This window comes from Actinocorallia sp. A-T 12471 (genome assembly GCF_033875155.1).
Lineage (GTDB): Bacteria > Actinomycetota > Actinomycetes > Streptosporangiales > Streptosporangiaceae > Actinocorallia.
On record NZ_JAWZTE010000011.1, the window covers coordinates 282,241 to 300,952 of the forward strand.

An 18,712-nucleotide genomic window follows, 5' to 3' on the forward strand; every position below is an offset into this window, starting at 1 on the left:
GTCCCCCCGGACGGTGGCTAACGGACAGTAACGGCGGATCTGCGGATAAGGCCAATGGGCCTTCGTAATCTGTTGAAAGTAACTTCTGGGCAACGCGGGTCCTATAGGGTCTAGACCGTTTCGTGCGGCATGTGCCGCTTTCCGTGTTCGTGGAGAGGCGCTCTGTGACCGACATGTCGACCTCATCGTCGACCTCGCCAGGCGGGCCTGACTTCGAATGGCTCACCGGTGGCGTGCCGCAGGCTGCCCAGCCGCAGCCTGTGCCGCAGCAGCCCCTGCCGCCCCGCCAGCCCCTGCCCCCCCGGCAGACGCGCCCCGGGCCCCCTACGGCCCAGTACCCCCAGCCCGGTCCCCCCCGGCCGCCGCAGACGGGCCCCCGCCCGGTCGCCGCCGGGATGCGCGTGGGCCAGGCCCCGCGCCCCCGCACCGCGGGACCGCGCCCCCAGCGCCGTCCCGTCCCCCCGGGCCCGGTCGGCGGTGACACGCTGCGGACCATGGAGGACCTTCCTCCGATGCCGCGCAGGCCCCAGCCCAGGGGCCGCAGGCTGCGTCCGGTCCCCCCGATCCCGGACCCCTCGCCGCTGCTGCCCCAGCCGCCGGACGACAAGGAGAAGTACTCCTACGCCGACCGGCACATCTGGGTGCTGAACGTCTTCACCTTCATCAGCTTCGTGTGCCTGGCGATCACCGCGATCAAGTTCGTGTCGATCAGCCAGCTGTGGCTCGCCGCGCCGTTCCTGTTCTTCACGGTGCTGAACTACCTGCTGTCGCTGCGGCTCGACCTGTTCACCAAGAACTTCGACCTCAAGCACCACCGCGAGATCGTCGACAACTGGAACCCCGCGCGCTACCCGTCGGTGGACATCTTCCTGCCGGTGTGCGGCGAGCCGATCGAGGTCATCCACAACACCTGGACGCACGTGCGCCGGGTCGTGGAGTACTACCCCGGCAAGTGCGTGCCCTACGTCCTCGACGACGGCGCGAGCCCCGAGCTCGCGGCGATGGCCGCCGACTTCGGCTTCCGCTACGGGTCGCGTCCCAACCGCGGCTGGTACAAGAAGGCCGGAAACCTCCAGTTCGGTTACCACAGCTCCGACGGCGACTTCATGCTGATCCTGGACGCCGACTTCGCGCCCCGGCACGACATCCTCAACGAGGTCCTGCCGGTCATGGACGACGACCCCAAGATCGGCATCGTGCAGACCCCGCAGTTCTTCCGCGTCCTTGACCACCAGACGTGGGTGGAGCGCGGCGCGGGCGCGTCACAGGAGCTGTTCTACCGCTCGGTCCAGGTCTCCAGGCAGCGCCGCAACGGCTCGATCTGCGTCGGCTCCTGCGCGGTCTACCGCAGGGCCGCGCTCGACGAGAACAACGGCACCACGCTCATCGAGCACTCCGAGGACATCCACACCGGCTACGACCTGCAGGTCCTCGGCTGGAGCACCAAGTACGTCCCGATCGCGCTGTCGGCCGGGGTGTGCCCGGACAACGCCGGCGCCTTCCACAACCAGCAGTACCGCTGGTGCATGGGCTCCTTCTCGCTGCTCGGCGCGAAGAAGTTCTGGAAGGCGCCGCTGCCGTTCTCCACCAAGATGTCGTTCGCGGCGGGCATGCTCTACTACCTGCACACCGCGCTGTTCACGTTCGTCGCGCCGATCCTGCCGATCATGATGCTCATCGGCGCGCCGCACCTGATGAACCTCAAGCACATGGTGTGGCTGGTGCCCAGCCTCATCTACGCGTCGATCATCTTCCCCGCCTGGCACCGCGCGCCCTTCCGCCTCGAGGCGTGGGCCGTCGGCTTCATGCAGGGCTGGGCGCACGTCTACGCCCTGTGGGACATGATGCGCGGCCGCGAGATGGGCTGGAAGCCGTCGGGCTCCAACGGCGTCAAGAAGAACAAGATGGGCCGCGTCTACAAGTCGTACGTGTTCTTCAGCGGCGGCTGCGCGGCGATCTGGCTCGGCCTGGCCTGCTGGCGCATGGCGACCATGTACCCGCCGGACGTCGCCATGGCGCTGGCCACCGCGCTGTTCTACGGCGTCGTGGTCGCCCGCGTCCTGGTCCAGCCGCGTGAGTACCGGGACGTGGTGGACGACTGATGCGCCTGAGCGGAGCGCTCCGCGCGGCGGCCGTCTCGATGGCCGCCGCCCTCATGCTTGCCGCGTGCGGCGACCCCGCACTCGACCGCGACATGTATTTGCGCAAGAAGAACCTCGCGGCGATCCCGCCGACCCAGCCGGTGGACATCCGCAAGCTCATCTGGCCGGAGAACGACTACATCGGCCTCGCCTACGACGGCGACATCCCCTCGGGGCTGAAGCGCCGCGGCGAGTTCGACGACCTCGTCGGCAGGCCGCACAACCTGCTGAAGTACTTCGAGGAGTTCGGCGCGCACTTCAAGACCACCGAGAACAAGAAGATCTGGGACGCAGGCGCGCTGCCGTTCGCCGACGTCGAGCCCTACGAGGGCACCCTCAAGGACTTCGTCGACGGCAAGTACGACGCCGACATCGAGGCGTACGCCGCCGAGGTGAAGGCGTCCAACATCCCGCTGGCCTACTCCTGGGGCCACGAGATGAACGGCTGGTGGTACCCGTGGGGGTACTGCTCGAAGTCGGGTGAGTTCACCGGAACCGGCACGAAGAAGGACCCCGAGGACATCGGCGACGCCTGCAAGGGCGAGTCGAAGGAGAACACCCCCGAGGACTTCGTCGCCGCCTGGCGGCACATCCACGACATCTTCACCAAGGTCGGCGTCGGCAACGTCATCTGGGTGTGGAGCCCGAACACCGCCCAGGGCGAGGGACTGCCCCCGGTGAAGGAGTTCTACCCCGGTGACGAGTACGTCGACTGGATCGGCGTCTCCGGCTACATGTACAAGGTCAAGAACGAGCCGAAGGACGAGCCGGGGATCTTCATGGACGTCTTCGGCCCCCTGTACAAGGAGCTGCGGACCTTCACCGAGAAGCCCGTCGTCATCGCCGAGACCGGTTCCACCGCCACCCGCCGTAAGGCAGCTGACGTGCACCGCCTGCTCAAGGGCTCGGTCAGATTCCCCGACATCCTCGGCTACGTCTGGTTCGAGGTGAAGAAGGTGGAGTTCGGCAACGAGACCGACTTCCGAGTCGCCGCCCGGCCCGACGCCGTCAAGCGCTACCGCAAGGATCTCGCGAGCAAGTGGGGCCAGCGCCTCGGCTTCGACCCAGAACAGCTGATCAATGACGACTGAGACCCGGCACGAGGCTCCCTCTTCGCGGGAGGACCAGAGCGAGCCGAAGAAGTACCGCTCCAACGTGCGGCCCGCGCCGTACCGTATCCCGACGGCCCCGCCCATCGCGTGGGCCCCGGGCAACAGCAAGCGGCGCGCCTGGCTGAGCCGCATGGTGCTCGCCGGGCTGCTGCTGATGCAGGCGATCCTGACGCTGCGGCTGCGCAACTCGGTGTACCCGGGCGAGACCGCGATCCTGCCGTCGAACGGCGGCTTCCACGGCGGCACCTCCCTGTACCCGGCGCTGTCGGAGGCGCTGCAGGGCGGCATCGGCGTGCAGGGCATGCGCACGCTCAGCCTCGTGTTCATGATCTGCGCGACCGGCCTGCTGTACTCGGTCGCGACCCGGCTGTTCAACGAGCGCGTCGGCCTCGCGGCGGCGGGCGCGTACAGCGTCATCGCGCCGGTGCTCGTCGCGGGCGCGCTGGCCACCGAGGACGCCCTCGCGGTGTGCCTGCTCGCGGGCACGCTCTGGCTCGTCGTGCTGAGCCGGGGCGGCCAGGCATGGCCGCTGTTCGCGGCCGCGCCCGTCGCGATCCTCGCCGTCGCCGTCAAGTACGGCACGGTGTTCTACCTGCCCTGGGTGCTGCTGCTGGCGATCCTGGTCAGCGTGCGGCACACCTCGGCGGGCCAGGCGTTCCTGCGCTCGTCCGGGCTGCTGCTGGCGCTGCTGGTCGGCGCGGTCCTGTACGTCACGGGCTCGGCCGACGCGCCCGCGACGGTCCCCGTCGGCGACCTCGCCGTGGGCTGGTTCCACTGGCTCGGAACGTTCTTCGCCTTCGGCCTGTTCGGCGCGGGCTTCTACGTCTGGAAGGCGCGGATGGGCGAGGTGCCCGTCGGCGCGGACCCCGAGCCCGGCCGCGGCTGGCGGGTCGCGCTCAGCGCGGCGTTCCTGCTGCCGGTCGCGCTCGCCCCGCTGCTGCTCATGGGCAGCGCCTTCGACGACAGGCTGTGGCGGCTGCAGTTCGCCTTCGCCGGGCTGCTCGGCGCGACGATGGCGGGCGTCGGCCTGGTCCGCATGATCGGCCGCCACTTCCGCTTCCCGCAGGTCGGCATCATCGCGGGCGTGGCGCTGCTCGCGCTCGGCATGGCACAGTCGGAGTACGAGTACTCGCTCTGGCCGAACTACGAGAACGTCGCGTCAGTCCTCGACCAGACCGTCAAGCCGGAGGACCGCTACCTGGCGACCGACCCGGCGAGCTTCAGCACTTACATGAAGAAGTACCGTCCCGCGCAGTGGACGCCGATCGCCGACGTGGTCACCAAGGACCTCGACGCCGGCGGCCAGAACGAGATCAAGGCGGTCCTGCGCAAGCGGACGTACGAAATGATCGTCGTGCAGCTCCCGACCGTCTCCCCGGCGGACAAGGCGCTGCTCGAACAGCTCAGGGCAGGCACCGGTGACTACCGCGTGCTGACCGGTGTGCCCTTCCGGCTCGGCTGGACCGAGGGCACGCACCAACTGTGGGTCAAGAACCTTGCCCGCCCCTCGGCGCCCTGAGCACCTCCCTGTAACCGACCCCCTGGAGCACCATCCGTCATGACGTCAATCCGACCACTACTGGCACTCACGCTTCCCGTGGTGTTCGCGGCCGGTTGCGCCTCGCCTGTCACGGAGACCGCGGCGCCCAAGGACAAGCCGGCCCTTGCCATCGACGAGAACGCCGACGGCCGCGACATCTACACCAGTGAGACCCCGCAGGAGCCCGCCTCGGCGGGCGGCGCGCCGGAAGGATCCTCCGGGTCCAGCTCTTCCGGCTCCGGCTCGGGCTCGTCCGCGGACGAGCCGGAGATCGAACTCGGCCTCGAGTCCGGCGCGTCCGACACCGCGGCCGACCGCAAGGCCAAGAAGAAGAAGGTCTACAACAACCCGAGGCCGAAGAACTTCAAGCGCTACAACGCGCCCGGCGTCGTCAACGTCAACAAGCACATCTACCCGCGCCGCGACATCTTCGGGGTCTTCACCGACCAGGCGCGCAACCAGATCGCCGACCGCAACACGCTTGCGAAGAAGGTCGGCATGAAGCCCAACATGATCAAGAGCTTCTTCAACTGGGGCGACAACCCCGGCCCCCAGTGGGCGACCACGATCTGGAAGGCCGGCGCCTACCCGCAGTTCGAGCTCGAGGCCACCGACCCCACGGTCGCCACGGTCGCGAGCGTCGCGGCGGGCCAGGAGGACGAGTACATCCGGGCGCTCGCCCAGTCGATCAAGGCGGCGAACGTGCCCGTCGTGTTCAGCCCGTTCCACGAGATGAACGGCGACTGGTACGCGTGGGGCCACTGCGGCCCGACCTCCAAGCCGGAGTCCAACGCCTGCCAGGTGAAGACCACCCCGGCGCAGTTCCGCGCCGCGTGGAAGCGCATGCACAACATCTTCAAGAACGTCGGCGCGACCAACGCGATCTGGCTGTGGCAGACCAACCAGATCGGCGCCCGGCCGAAGGTGGGCCTCAAGCAGTTCTACCCCGGTAACGCCTATGTCGACTGGGTCGGCACGGTCGGTTACTACTACCACATGAACAACTGGTACCACACGTGGAAGGACCTCTTCGTCCCCACGCTGAACCAGATCAAGAAGTTCTCCAAGAAGCCGATCTTCATCCCGGAGATGGGCATGGAGCCGGGCAAGAACCGGCCGAAGGACATCCAGAACTTCCTGAAGGCCGTCGCGGCCCGCAAGGACGTCATCGGCTTCCTGTGGTTCAGCTACAACAAGCCGACCGAGATGGACTTCCGGATCGACTCCAGCGCGGCGTCGACCAAGGCGTTCAAGTACTGGATCAAGCAGAACACCTACGGGTTCAACCCCCGCACCCTGAAGTAGCCCTACGCACCGAACAAGGACGGCGGACGATGGGATCGAAGCGCGTGACGGCGGTCCACGGGGTGCTCTCCCGTGGCCGCGTCAAGGGCGCTCCCGCCGCACGCCGATCCGTCCCGCACGGCTCCGCCGCTGGAGACCCGTGCGCATCAGAAGTATCTGAAAGCACGGACCTGAACAGGACTCCCGGTTTCCCGCCGGACATTCCACACAGGTACTGTGCCGCGATCGACATGACGCCGCGGGCCCTCCGTGCCGGCCCGCCGTCGTGGCGATCGGCGTGTGACCCGTACCTGGAGACAGCACCCGGCCCCGGCGGCGTCCCGCCGCGTCGGGCCAGCTCCGACGGCCGCGTGACGGTCTAGGCTCGTCGTCGTCGCTCCACCACCCCGGAATTAGCCCTGGAGGCCCCATGCAGTTCCGATACCTCGTAGCGTCCGCCCTTCCCCTGGCCCTCGTGGTCGGCTGCTCCTCGACCGGGGGCACGGTGGAGCCCAACGCGTCGACGAAGGCAGGCGAGCACGAAGTCGGCCTGTCCGGCGGCACCGAGTCCGCGGACCGCGCCCCCAAGCGCGAGTACCTGGGCATCTACTCCGAGGGCAAGCTGAAGAACAAGCCCGCCGCCCAGGCCACGTACTGGAAGAAGAAGGTCGGCCGCGCGCCGAACATCACCAAGCAGTTCCAAGCCTGGTACGCCCCCTACCCGACGGCCTGGGCCAAGCAGGCCGCGAAGGCCGGCGCGATGCCGCAGATCGAGTGGGAGCCGCACGGCAAGGGCCTCATCGAGCAGATCGCCGCGGGCGCGACCGACGACTACCTCATCGAGTACGCCAACGCCGTCAAGGCCGCCAAGGTCCCCATCTCGATCAGCTTCGCGCACGAGATGAACGGCTGGTGGTACGACTGGGGCACCAAGAACACCAAGCCCAGGACGTTCGTGAAGGCGTGGCGGCACATCGTCGACATCTTCGACAAGCAGGGCGCGACCAACGTCAAGTGGCTCTGGACGCCGAACGTCACCTTCCCGATGCCGAAGGTCGGGCTGAAGCAGTACTACCCGGGCCCCAAGTACGTCGACTGGGTCGGCGTCATCGGGTACTACCGCAAGAAGCAGAAGCAGGCCACGTTCAACACGATCTTCCAGCCGACGATCAAGCAGATCAAGAAGTTCTCGAAGAAGCCGATCCTGCTCGCCGAGACCGGCGTGCAGACCGGACCCGGCCGGGACAAGAAGATCGCCGACATGCTCGACAAGGTCGCAAAGCGCAAGGACATCATCGGCCTCATCTGGTTCGACGTGGACAAGAGGAAAACAGAAGGCGCCGATTACCGTCTTGAAGTAAACAAGCCCGCGTTGAAGACGTTCCGCTCCTACATGACCAAGTACCCTTTCGGCCGTCCCTGACGTCCGAAGCGGGAACGGAACGATGATCGAGCTGCTCAGGCTGGACAACCCCATCCGCGCCTATGCCTGGGGTTCGCGCGAGGTGCTCGCGCGGCTGCTGGGGCGTCCCGCGCCGAGCGGCAGCCCCGAGGCGGAACTGTGGATCGGCGCCCATCCCGGCGACCCCTCACGGATCGCCGGGGCGGGCTCCCTGCTGGAGCGCATCGACGCGGACCCCGGCCCGATGCTCGGGCCGGGGACGGACCGTCTCCCGTTCCTGCTGAAGGTGCTCGCCGTCGAGTCGGCCCTGTCGATCCAGGTGCACCCCGACGCCGCCCAGGCCGCGCTCGGCTACCGGCGCGAGGAGCAGTGCGGGCCGCCCGTCGGCGACCCCAAGCGCTGCTACCACGACGACTGGCCCAAGCCCGAGCTGCTGTACGCGGTGACGCCGTTCGAGGCGCTGTGCGGGTTCCGTCCGCCCGCCGAGGCCGCCGCGCAGCTCCGCTCCCTCGGCGGCCCGCGCCTGGCGAAGGTCGCCGGGCTGCTGGAGCAGGAAGGCAACCGGGCGGGCGTCGTCGCGCTCACCGGCTGGCCGTACGACGACCGCGCGGGCCTGGTGGCCGAGGCGGCGCGCGCGGGCGGCTGGGTCGCCGACCTCGCCGAACGCCACCCGGGCGACCCCGGCGTCGCCGTCGCGCTGCTGCTGCACCACGTGACGCTTCAGCCGGGCCAGGCGCTGTTCGCGCGGCCGCGCACGATCCACGCCTACCTGCGCGGCACCGCCGTGGAGATCATGGCGAGCTCCGACAACGTGCTGCGCGGCGGGCTCACCCCCAAGCACGTCGACCTGCCCGAGCTGCTCGCCGTCACCGACTTCGCGCCGTCACCGCCCGAGCTCGTCGCGCCGGTCCGGCAGCCGAACGGGGAGGACCTGTTCCCCGCGCCGTGCACCCAGTTCCAGCTGACCCGGCTGCGGCTGGAACGCGGCGCGGCGGTGCGCGTCGCCGACCCGGGCCCCGGCGCGCTGCTGTGCCTGGAAGGCGAGCTCGAGGTGACGCGCGGGGCGGCGTGCGAGCGCATCGGCCCCGGCCAGGCGCTGTTCCTGCCGCACGACGGGGGAGCCGTCGCCGTCGCCGGAGACGGACTCGGTTTCCGCGCGGGGGTGCCTTCCTGACGCCCTTTCCCAGCCGGTCAGGGCGGTCTGTTTCATTACGGACACGCTCCAGGGTTCCGGCCAGGACGACTGATAGCATCCCGAACACTGTGGTCCGGCCCGATGGTTGTCGACGGGGGTGGCGGCCGTCACATCATCGGCGAATCGAAAAAACTTCGCTTCTCCCGCCAACTAATCGCCTTCCCGGCGCATCGAAGCCGTGGAGGCGATTTCTGTTTCCCGGGAGGCCCGGGAGACGGAAAGCTCCCAGAGATGAGAGGAGAGAGAAGGCGTTGCGGTTCCCTGTGAAGTCCCACCAGCCGCTCTCTCCGCGCGCGTCCCTGTTCCCCCCGCCGAAGGTCGCACGCGCGCCCCGTTTCTGGCCGCGCCCCGCCGAGCACGTCACGGGCCCCGCGCAGGAGCCCGCGCCCCACCGGTCCGCGCTCGGGAAGGACGCGCTAGCGCGCCAGTCCCGTCCGGCCGGCCCGCCGCCCTCGGGCGGACCATCGGAGTTCGTCACCAAGGAGGCGGCCCTTCCGTGCGCCGCCCCCGTGTTCATGTCGGGTGATTCGTAGTGACACGCAACAAGCTCATCTCCCTCGTCGTGGCGGGCGCCGTGGTCGTCGCCGCCGTCGTCGTGGGCGCCTTCCTCGTGCTGGGGGGAGGAGACGAAGACAAGGACGAGACCAAGAAGGCCGCCGCGCCCACCGCGCTCGCCGAGGACGTGCCGACCGAGGTCGTCCCGGGCGAGCCGGACACCGCCTCGCCCGAGCCGGTCGCGCCGGGCGTCACCATGACGCCGCCGGACCCCAAGGCCATCGAGAAGGCCAAGGCGAGTCCGATCCCCGTGCCCGAGAACGTCGACGGATGCGACCACGCCTACGGCGTGTCCATCTGTGTGCCCTGGGAGTTCCCGAAGGAGGTGAACACCGCGGCCAAGAAGTGCGAGTACCTGAAGGTCCGCGGCTTCACCAGACTCGAGGTCCCCGGCCGCGACAGGCACGGACTCGACCCGGACAAGAACAAGATCGCCTGCGACAAGCTGACCTGAGGACCTGGGGGTAATGCGCATGAGGTTCCACCGTAGGACCCGCTCGGTCCTTTTCGCCTCCGCGGTCGGCGCGGCGGCGGTCATTCCCGGCCTGAACGCCCAGGCCGTCGCGGCCCCGACGCCGTCCGTGGAGAACGCGGGCATGGAGCGTCTGGCCGACGACTTCCCCGAATGCTGGGAGCAGTACAGCACCGGCAAGAACGCCGGTGAGTTCCGTCTCGCCAAGGGCGCGAGCGGCAAGAACGCCGTCGAGGTGGAGATCACCGAGCGGACCAGCGGCTTCAAGGCCGCCGTGCAGGACAAGGCGTGCGCCGTCAAGGTGAAGCCGGGCCGCCAGTACGACCTCGAACTGCGCTACAAGTCGACCTCCGACAGCCCGGAGATCGTGCTGTTCCGCAAGAACGGGGCGGGCAAGTGGTCGCGCTGGGAGACGCTGCCGCCGTTCTCGGCGTCGAAGTCGTTCCGGTCGGCGACGGTACGGACCCCGGTCGTGCCCGAGGACACCGAGGAGATCCGCTTCGGGCTCGCGCTGTCCGAGCCGGGCACGCTCGTCACCGACAACTACAGGGTGGCGGCGGCGTCCGGCGAGCTGAAGTGCAAGGGCCCTGAGTGCAAGCGCGGCAAGTGGGTCGTGCGGGCGTTCACCGGGAACAAGGGCGTGCGCGCGATCCACAGCGTGCTGCTGCACAACGGCAAGGTCCTGATGATCGCCGGGTCGGGCAACGGCGCGGGACGGTTCGGGCGCGGCGAGTTCGTCACCAAGGTCTACGACCCGAAGACGAACAAGTTCACCAACGTGCCGACGCCGTACGACATGTTCTGCGCGGGCCACGTCCAGCTGCCCGACGGCCGCGTCCTGGTGATGAGCGGCACCGAGGAGTACGCCCAGTACGACGAGGTCGGCAACGAGACCGCCGGCTGGATCGGGTCGAAGAAGTCCTACATCTTCAACCCCAAGACCAACCGGTACCAGAAGGTCAACGACATGATCGACGGGCACTGGTACCCGTCGGCGACCATCCTCGGCAACGGCGACGTCTACTCCGTCGGCGGGTACGCCGCGCAGCGCGCCGACAACGCCGCCAACCTCGTCTCGGTCGTCGCCGAGCGGTACTCGCTCAAGCAGAAGCGCTGGCTGCCGGAGAACCAGGTGGCGCAGCCCGGCATCAACTGGGCGACCTACCCGTCGCTGATCCTGACCCAGGACGGCAAGCTCTTCTACAACGGCAGCAGCGTCTTCAGCCACCCGGTGAACGCCGACGGCTCGCTGCGCGGCCCGGGCTTCCTCAACCCGAACACCGGCGCGTGGGGCGCGCTGCCCAACAACGGCAACCTGCGCGCGCCGGCGTCCCGCGACATGTCGGCGGCGCTGCTGCTGCCGCCCGCGCAGGACCAGAAGGTCATGGTCATCGGCGGCAAGAACTTCGCGACGCCCACCAAGGCCATCCGCTACACCGACGTCATCAACCTCAAGGCCGCCAACCCGCGCTTCGTCGCGGGGCCGAACATCCCCTACGGCCAGGTCGAGATCGGCGACCAGATGGTCAAGCAGGGCGGCGGCGCGGGCAAGACGTACGTGTCGGCGGTCATCCTCGCCGACGGCAAGGTGTTCGAGACGGGCGGCTCGCAGTTCACCCGCTCTGAGCACGTGCACGAGGCGTCGATCCTCGACCCGACCAAGCAGGCCAAGAACATGAAGTGGACGCCCGTCGCCGCCGACCCGGTGGCGCGCACGTACCACAACACCGCCGTCCTGCTCCCCGACGGCCGTGTGCTGGCCGCCGGCAGCAACCCCGACTACCCGGGCGCGGACGGCGACAGCTTCTTCGACACCCGCATCTCGATCTACAGCCCGCCCTACCTGTACAAGGGCGCCCGGCCGAAGATCACCACCGCGCCGAAGGGCTGGAAGTACGGGTCGAAGCCGGTGATCAAGACCAACAGCAAGATCACCAAGGCGTACCTGATCCGGCCCATCGCCGTCACCCACTCCTCCGACCCGAACCAGCGTCTGGTGAACCTGCCCGTCAAGTCGCTCGGCGGCAACAAGTACCGGCTGACCATGGACAAGCGGGCCAACATCGCGCCCCCCGGCTGGTACATGCTCGTCGTCAGGACCAAGGGCGGTCAGCCGTCCGTCGCCAAGTGGGTGCACGTGAGCTAGCGCCCCCAAGCCGTCCCCGTGCGCGTGACGGCGGCCCCCCGCCGCCGTCACGCTCCGCACCTCAGGCGGGAACGCGCCAAGCACGTTCCCGCGGTAAGAGTTCTGGAGTTCCCCTCATGCGGTACACACGCCCCCGAGCGTCCGCGATCCTGTTCGCCTCGACCGTCGGAGCCACCGCGCTGCTGTCCGGCGCGGTTCCGGCGGCCAACGCAGCGCCCTCGCCCAAGGTGCAGAACCCCGGCCTGGAGAAGGCGGCGGGCGCGCTGCCCCAGTGCTGGGCGAAGTACTCGACCGGCAGCAACACCGGCACGTTCCGTTCGGTGAAGGACGGGCAGCGCAGCGCCAAGGCCGTCACCGTCTCGGTCACCGCCCACCGCGGCGGGTTCAAGGCCCTGCTGCAGAAGCCCGGCTGCGCGATCAAGGTCAACCCGGGCAAGAAGTACGACCTCCAGCTGTCGTACAAGACGACGTCGGAGAAGACCGCGCTGACGGTGTTCCGGCAGAAGAAGAACGGCAAATGGGTGAAGTGGCACACCTTCCCCCACCTGCCCTCGTCGGCGAAGTACCGGCAGTCGGTCGGGCGCACGCCCGCCGTTCCGGCCGGGACCAAGGCGATCCGCTTCGGCCAGGGCATCTACGGCACCGGCACGCTGACGACCGACAACTACAAGATCGCGCCCGCCAAGGGCTCGGCGAAGTGCGTCGGGTCGGAGTGCACCAAGGGCCACTGGATCGTCCAGGACTTCGGCAACGGAGGCGTGAAGGCGATCCACAGCGTCCTGCTGCACAACGGCAAGGTGCTGCTCATCGCGGGCTCCGGCAACGACCCGAACACCTTCAACGCCGGGCAGTTCACCACGAAGGTCTACGACCCGAAGACCAACAAGTTCACGAACGTGCCGACGCCGTACGACATGTTCTGCGCGGGCCACGTCCAACTCGCCGACGGCCGCGTCCTGGTGATGAGCGGCACCGAGGAGTACGCCCAGTACGACTACCAGGGCAACGAGACCGCGGGCTGGAAGGGCTCCAAGAAGTCCTACATCTTCAACCCGGCGACCAACCGGTACCAGAAGGTCAACGACATGGTCGACGGCCACTGGTACCCGTCGGCGACGGTCCTCGCCAACGGTGACGTGTACTCCGTCGGCGGTTACTCGATCGACCGGGCGGGTGCGGGCGGTGACGTCGGCGGCAACAAGGTGTCGCTGGTCAGTGAGCTGTTCTCGGCGCAGCAGCGGCGCTGGCTGCCGGAGAACCAGGTGGCGCAGACCGGGATCAACTGGGCGACCTACCCGTCGCTGCACCTGACCACGAAGGCCGCCGAGCTGTTCTACAGCGGCGCGAGCGTGTTCAGCCACCCGGTCAACGCCGACGGCAACCTGCGCGGTCCCGGCTTCCTCGACCCGTACACCGGTGCGTGGCAGGCGCTGCCCAACAACGGCAACCTGCGCATGCCGCTCGCGCGCGACCAGGCCGCGTCGGTGCTGCTGCCCCCGGCGCAGGACCAGCGGGTGATGGTGCTCGGCGGCAAGAACTTCGCCTACCCGGGCGGCCAGGCCGCGATCCGGCTCACCGACGTCATCGACCTGAAGCAGGCCAACCCCCGCTACGTCGCGGGCCCGAACATCCCGTACGGCGCGATCCACTACGGCAACGGGACCGACGCCCCCGCGCGCAGGCAGAACGGCGCGCAGGGCAAGACCTACGTGTCGACGGTCCTGCTGCCGGACGGCAAGGTGCTGGAGACGGGCGGCTCGGAGGGCAACCGCGCCGACCACGTCCATGAGACGTCGATCCTCGACCCGGTGCCTTCGGTGTCGAAGATGAAGTGGAAGTCGGTCGCGCCGGACCCGGTGAGCCGCAGCTACCACTCCTCGGCGGTCCTGCTGCCCGACGGGCGTGTCCTCGCCGTCGGCAGCAACCCGGCCGACAACTCCTTCGACACCCGGATCTCGATCTTCTCCCCCCCGTACCTGTACAAGGGGGGCGAAGCGCCTAAGATCACCTCCTACCAGAAGGGGCTGAGCACCGGCGCGAAGACGACGATCACGTCGAGCACGGCGATCACGAAGGCGTCGCTGATCCGTCCCATCGCGGTGACGCATTCCTCCGACCCGAACCAGCGTTCCATCAACGTCCCGGTCAAGGCGCTCGGCGGCGGCAAGTACCGGCTGACGATCGACAAGCGCAAGAGCATCGTCCCGCCCGGCTGGTACATGCTGTTCGTCCAGACCAAGTCCGGCAAGCCGTCCGAGGCGCGCTGGGTGCACATCAGCTAGCCAGTCCGACCCCCGAGCGGCGGCGGCTCCCCCCGAGCCGTCGCCGCGCCCCCCTGACGAGGACCCCACCCCCACGATCGAAGTCCTGGAGCTCCCCATGCGGTACGCCCACTCCCGTACCTCCGCGGTGTTCGCCGCGTCGGCGGTCGGCCTGACGGCGCTGCTGTCGGGCGCGTCGCCGGCCGCGCACGCCGCCCCGTCGCCGAAGGTGCAGAACCCCGGCCTTGAACAGGTCGCGGGCGGCCTGCCCAAGTGCTGGACGAAGTACACGACCGGCAGCAATACGGGCACCTTCACCTCGGTGAAGGGCGGGCAGAAGAGCGCGAAGGCCGCGACGGTGGAGATCACCTCCTACCGTGGTGGGGCCAAGGCACTGCTCCAGGCGCCGAACTGCGCGATCAAGGTCAACCCCGGCAAGAAGTACGACCTTCAGTTGGCGTACAAGTCGACCTCGGGCAAGACCGCGCTGACGGTTTTCCGGCAGAAGAAGAACGGCGCGTGGGTGAAATGGCACACGTTCCCTTACCTGCCAGCTTCGAAGGGGTTCCGGCTCTCCGTCGGACGCACCCCCGCCGTTCCGGCGGGGACGAAGGCGATCAGGTTCGGGCAGGCGCTGCACGACACGGGCACGCTGACGACGGACAACTACAAGATCGCGCTCGCCAAGGGCGCTGCCAAGTGCGTCGGCTCGGAGTGCACGAAGGGCCACTGGGTCGTCCAGGACTTCGGCGCGGGCGGGGGAGTGAAGTCCGTCCACACGGTCCTGCTGCACAACGGCAAGGTCCTGATGATCGCCGGGTCCGGCAACAACATCAACGAGTTCAAGAACCCCAAGTCGATGGTCTACGACCCGAAGACCAACAAGTTCACCAACATCCCGACGCCGTACGACATGTTCTGCGCCGGGCACGTCCAGCTCCCCGACGGACGCGTCCTGGTGATGGGCGGCACCGAGGAGTACTCGGACTACAACGTCACCCCCGACACCGGCTGGCTCGGCTCCAAGGAGTCGTACATCTTCAACCCGAAGACCAACCGGTACGAGAAGGCCAACGACATGGCCGACGGGCACTGGTACCCGTCGGCGACGATCCTCGCGAACGGTGACGTCTACTCCGTCGGAGGGTACGCCGACGAACGCCAGAACGACGCCGACCAGGGCAACCTGACCTCACTCATCGCCGACCGCTACTCGTGGTCCAAGAAGCGCTGGCTGAAGGAGAGCGAGGTCGCGCAGCCCTACATCGACTGGGCGACCTATCCGTCGCTGCACCTCACGAACACCAAGGCCGAGCTGTTCTTCAGCGGCAGCTACGTGTTCGGCCCGTCGGAGTACGCCAACGGCGCGCCGCGCGGCCCCGGCTTCCTCGACCCGGAGACCGGCGCGTGGGGCGCGCTGCCCAACTTCGGGAACCTGCGCATGCCGCAGGCGCGCGACCAGTCGGCGGCCCTGCTGCTGCCGCCCGCGCAGGACCAGCGGATCATGGTCATCGGCGGCAAGAGCTTCGCCAACGCCGACGCCGCGCTCCGGCTCACCGACGTCATCGACCTGCGCAAGAAGAACCCGCGCTACGTCGCCGGCCCGAACCTGCCGCACGGCACCATCCACTACGGCGACGGCGCCGACGCGCCGGGCCGCAAGCAGACCGGCGCGCAGGGCAAGACGTACGTGTCGGCCGTGATCCTGCCGGACGGCAAGGTGCTGGAGACGGGCGGCTCGGAGCGGACCCGTTCCGACCACGTCCACGAGGCGTCGATCCTCGACCCGGTCCCGTCGGTGTCGAAGATGAAGTGGAAGTCCGTCGCGGCCGACCCCGTCAGCCGCAGTTACCACGCGTCGGCGGTGCTGCTCCCCGACGGACGCGTCCTGGCGGTCGGCAGCAACCCGTGGGACAACTCCTTCGACACCCGCATCTCGATCTTCCACCCGCCCTACCTCTACAAGGGCGGCGACGCCCCCCGCATCACCAAGTACGCCAACGGCCTCACCACCGGCTCCCAGACGACGATCACCGCCACCGCCCCGGTCGCGAAGGCGTCGCTGATCCGTCCGATGGCCGTAACGCACTCCTCGGACCCGAACCAGCGCTCCATCAACCTCCCCGTCAAGTCCCTCGGCGGCGGCAAGTACCGCCTCACCGTCGACAAGCGCAAGAGCATCGTCCCGCCCGGCTGGTACATGCTCTTCATCCAGACCAAGTCCGGCAAACCCTCCGAAGCCCGCTGGGTCCACATCAAGTAACGCCAGCGGCGGCGCCCCATTCCCGCCCCGCCGCCGCCACCAGCAAAAGAGCACGGCCGACCCGCCCGAAGAACCCCGTCAGCACACGCTGACTACGGGAGATGATCGTATTGCCCGCAAAGTCGTAGCCGTAGTTCTCCTGGAGCTGCCCGTCGTCGGCGTAGGTGTACGTCGAGCGGTAGGGCGCGGGGCCCGTCGGATTGGCGGGCGTGGCGGAGCAGGTCGTGTCGCCTTCCGTCCAGACGCTGGTGACACGGCGCTGGTAGTCGTACACCATGCACTGGGTGTCCGTCCCAGCGGCGGACACGTCGCTGATGGACTTGACGTTGCCGACCTGGTCGTAGGTGTAGGTGGCGTTCCGGTCGGCGAGCTGGGCTACCTCGCCCCGGACCGCGTAGGAATTCTTTAGGCGCCGCGTGATGTGCTCGTAGTCGTAGCCGAGGTAGAGCTCACGGGCCGGTACCTGCGGATAATGGCGTCCGTTGAAAGGAATGCGGTAATGTCCGCTATTAGCGAACGATCGGCCCGACTCTTGGGGAAAGATTTTCCTGCCACGGTTGGCGTGTCGGATCTTTCCCCGATCTACAGTCCCGTGCTCGAAAGGGGCTGGACGGTCGTTGGGGACGCGGTCCTCCTCGTCAGCTGGCACGAGAGTTATCACGGCGACCGTGAGGCGTTCCCCACGGACATGGATCTGGAGATCTCGGTCAATGGGCGAGGCATTCCTGACCTGGATCTTCTTGAAGAAGGCGAAGCGCGTGCTGCCACGCTGCTGCGAAGGGGAACCGCATTTGCGTGGGCCGCCTTGAATGTGCAGTACCGCCATTTGCCACAGGTGCGGATGGTCGCCTACATCTCGGCATCGCCAACGTTGTTCGATCCTGATTACTTCACAGGCAACGTGACCTTCTGTCGCCTTCGGGACGGCCAGCCGCCATATATGGATCCAGCGGGTCGAGCAGACGAGTTCGTGGTAGCGCTGACGGCAGACGATTGCATCCGGCCGCTGAGCGGCATGATGGGCTGAGGTTCGGGTTCTCCTTGGGTGCAGAAGAGGATCAAGCATTGGCCCTCTTCAGCATGGCGCAAGCTGTGGTTGAGGCGTGACTCAGGGTGCTGAAGGTGGCTGTTGTGCACGGGCGTTGCCGTCAGCGTTGCCGTCATGGCGAGCCCTGGGTAGGCGGACTCTCGCGATACTTGGCGGGTTCACCTGGCTGGAATGCAGACCTGGGCCCCGGAGTCGCCTTCGCTGTCTGGTGTCGTGGTCCGCTCGGGTCTTCTTGATCTTTGATTCCGGGCGGGCTGCCGGGCCGGGAGGCAGGAGGCGTGCCCGTCCCGGGCGGGCGTAGCCCGCGGCGCGCGCCAGCGCGCCTCTTGATACTTGTAGAGAAAGTTTCAGCCAGCTCGTGTTGTGACTGGTTACCCTGCGTGCGCGGTGACGGGGGTTGAGGGCTGTGGGTCGGCGAGCTGAGCGGTCGGTTCTCCCGCTTGTTCCTCTGGGCTGCCGTCACCGTTGCCGTCAACAACCACAACCGACTGGACACTCTCCGAACAATCACCAGGCAGAAGCCATGTTCCACGACCCATAAACCGCTGAAATATCGGCGCAGCCGCACACCTACTACGTCCTCGCCGGTTCAACGCCGATCCTCGTCCATAACTGCACGGCGGCCACAAGTGATCTAAGGCCAACCCATGGTATTAGTGGAAACTCGTCGACAAAGAACGTGGCTCGCCTTCGGGACGCCATGAAGTCCGGCGATTTTGATTGGAGTCAGAGCCCGATCTCAATAGTTCGCGATGAAGGGAGGAGTTACGTGGTAGACGGGCACCATCGGCTGGCGGTTGCTAAGCTTGCTGGACTAGACGAGGTGCACGTAGTTGACGTCACGGAAGATCTTCTTTTGAACGGCTTCAAGGGGTATGCAGATGTGGACGATGTACTAAGCTCCGCAGCTGGGTTCCTCGGCAATAGGCTTAATCCTTATAAGCTGCGCTAAATGCTCACAGATGATCAGCTGATCTCTGCCCTGGCGGTCTTCCGGGCCGTCAGGGCAGAGGTGGAAGGGCACTTTGGTGTCGCGGGGGCGGCATCGCTTGTCCAGAAGGTCATGCGCGGCGAGGTTCAGCGAATGGGTCGGCTGCCCTCGGGATCGCAATATTCGATCCATGGTGTGGGATATACAGTTCAACTGATCGGCGAGGTGGACGTCCATCTAGATGCAGGTCCGATCGACGGCATGGACGTCTTTACCCTCTATGATCTACAGAACTATTTTGACGACACCAACACAATTCCGACCCCAGGCATCGACGAAATCCGGGGGGGGGGGGGGGGGGG

14 protein-coding genes are annotated in these 18,712 nt (G+C 67.6%); 13 read left to right on the forward strand and 1 reads right to left on the reverse strand.

Features of this window, described 5'->3' with window-relative positions; all coding sequences use genetic code 11:
• Nucleotides 1–494: 494 nt before the first annotated feature.
• From R9X44_RS27360 to R9X44_RS27405, 10 genes are all read left to right on the forward strand, one after another.
• Nucleotides 495–2,102 (forward strand): cellulose synthase catalytic subunit, encoded by a 1,608-nt coding sequence (locus R9X44_RS27360; RefSeq protein WP_319817167.1) that lies wholly within the window; start codon nt 495–497, stop codon nt 2,100–2,102.
• On the forward strand, nt 2,102–3,232 hold the full coding sequence (locus R9X44_RS27365; RefSeq protein WP_319817168.1) for a glycoside hydrolase family 26 protein: 1,131 nt from the start codon (nt 2,102–2,104) through the stop codon (nt 3,230–3,232). Before R9X44_RS27360 ends, R9X44_RS27365 begins: the two co-directional genes overlap by 1 nt.
• Nucleotides 3,222–4,772 carry an ArnT family glycosyltransferase gene (locus R9X44_RS27370; protein WP_319817169.1) on the forward strand — a complete coding sequence of 517 codons (1,551 nt, stop codon included), beginning with the start codon at nt 3,222–3,224 and terminating at the stop codon, nt 4,770–4,772. The genes R9X44_RS27365 and R9X44_RS27370 overlap by 11 nt, the downstream gene beginning before the upstream one ends.
• An 81-nt stretch (nt 4,773–4,853) precedes the next feature.
• Nucleotides 4,854–6,098: a glycoside hydrolase family 26 protein gene (locus R9X44_RS27375; protein ID WP_319817170.1), complete on the forward strand. Its 1,245-nt coding sequence runs from the start codon at nt 4,854–4,856 to the stop codon at nt 6,096–6,098.
• Nucleotides 6,099–6,507: 409 nt separating this feature from the next.
• On the forward strand, nt 6,508–7,500 hold the full coding sequence (locus tag R9X44_RS27380; RefSeq protein WP_319817171.1) for a glycoside hydrolase family 26 protein: 993 nt from the start codon (nt 6,508–6,510) through the stop codon (nt 7,498–7,500).
• A 22-nt stretch (nt 7,501–7,522) separates the two neighbouring features.
• The gene (gene manA, locus R9X44_RS27385) at nt 7,523–8,653 is read left to right on the forward strand and encodes a mannose-6-phosphate isomerase, class I (RefSeq protein ID WP_319817172.1); all 1,131 of its coding nucleotides are present in this window, start codon (nt 7,523–7,525) and stop codon (nt 8,651–8,653) included.
• A 553-nt stretch (nt 8,654–9,206) separates the two neighbouring features.
• The gene (locus R9X44_RS27390; protein ID WP_319817173.1) at nt 9,207–9,683 is read left to right on the forward strand and encodes a hypothetical protein; all 477 of its coding nucleotides are present in this window, start codon (nt 9,207–9,209) and stop codon (nt 9,681–9,683) included.
• A gap of 19 nt (nt 9,684–9,702) precedes the next feature.
• Complete coding sequence (locus R9X44_RS27395) at nt 9,703–11,847, forward strand: galactose oxidase early set domain-containing protein (RefSeq protein WP_319817174.1); 2,145 nt, start codon at nt 9,703–9,705, stop codon at nt 11,845–11,847.
• A gap of 116 nt (nt 11,848–11,963) precedes the next feature.
• Nucleotides 11,964–14,129, forward strand: a complete 2,166-nt coding sequence (locus R9X44_RS27400; RefSeq protein ID WP_319817175.1) for a galactose oxidase-like domain-containing protein — start codon at nt 11,964–11,966, stop codon at nt 14,127–14,129.
• 97 nt (nt 14,130–14,226) lie between these two features.
• Nucleotides 14,227–16,371, forward strand: coding sequence for a galactose oxidase early set domain-containing protein (locus tag R9X44_RS27405; RefSeq protein ID WP_319817176.1), 2,145 nt, complete (start codon nt 14,227–14,229; stop codon nt 16,369–16,371).
• Here the strand turns inward: R9X44_RS27405 and R9X44_RS27410 are convergent.
• Complete coding sequence (locus tag R9X44_RS27410) at nt 16,364–17,020, reverse strand: hypothetical protein (RefSeq protein ID WP_319817177.1); 657 nt, start codon at nt 17,018–17,020, stop codon at nt 16,364–16,366. The two genes, R9X44_RS27405 and R9X44_RS27410, sit on opposite strands and share 8 nt — an antisense overlap.
• 39 nt (nt 17,021–17,059) lie before the next feature.
• Here R9X44_RS27410 and R9X44_RS27415 point away from each other — a divergent pair, with 39 nt between their 5' ends.
• The 3 genes from R9X44_RS27415 to R9X44_RS27420 form a co-directional block, all read left to right on the forward strand.
• Entirely contained in the window at nt 17,060–17,398 is a 339-nt protein-coding gene (locus R9X44_RS27415; RefSeq protein WP_319817178.1) for a hypothetical protein, read from the forward strand.
• A gap of 700 nt (nt 17,399–18,098) precedes the next feature.
• Nucleotides 18,099–18,371, forward strand: a complete 273-nt coding sequence (locus R9X44_RS35825; protein ID WP_413774992.1) for a ParB/RepB/Spo0J family partition protein — start codon at nt 18,099–18,101, stop codon at nt 18,369–18,371.
• Nucleotides 18,372–18,712: DUF6896 domain-containing protein (locus tag R9X44_RS27420; RefSeq protein ID WP_319817179.1), on the forward strand; the 341-nt coding region annotated here is incomplete at its 3' end.